This window comes from Acinetobacter sp. 25-47-122, assembly GCF_056779695.1.
The window spans coordinates 1-521 of the sequence record NZ_JBWYIJ010000027.1 but is presented as its reverse complement, the minus strand read 5'-3'; the positions used below and the strand labels follow the sequence as shown (position 1 = coordinate 521).

Sequence of the window (521 nt, the reverse complement as noted above, 5' to 3'; positions counted from 1 at the left end):
GCAACAGTAAAAGTTGAAATCTTAGACAAAGATGGCAACCCTGTAGCAACAGGTGATGCGACTGTAGATCCAGAAGGTAACTGGACGTTCACACCGACTGAAGAATTACCAGAAGGTGAATATACAGTTAAAGCTGAAGCGAAAGATGCGGTGGGTAATACTGCGACTGAAACTGCGGATGGCAAATTAACTGTAGATACAACTGCACCATCTGATACCGATGTAACGATTGATCCAATTGCGGATACAAACGATACAACACCAGAAATCACAGGTACAACTGAACCAGGAACAACAGTAAATGTCGTTGTTAAAGACAAAGACGGTAAAGTTGTTGCAGAAGGTCCAGCGACAGTTACAGGTGACACATGGACATACACACCATCAGTTGAATTGGCAGATGGCGAATATGACGTAGTTGCAAAAGCGACAGATAAAGCAGGTAACACAGGTGAATCTCAGCCAGAGAGCTTCGAGGTTGACACAGTAGCACCTGAATTAACCATCGATGAGCTTAAGCC

Annotated in this window: 1 protein-coding gene; it reads left to right on the top strand. The window is 44.0% G+C overall.

Annotated elements, in window-relative coordinates; translation table 11 throughout:
* Positions 1 to 521 (top strand): Ig-like domain-containing protein (locus AC1M9P_RS14620; protein ID WP_481588089.1); only part of this gene is annotated, 521 nt, incomplete at both ends.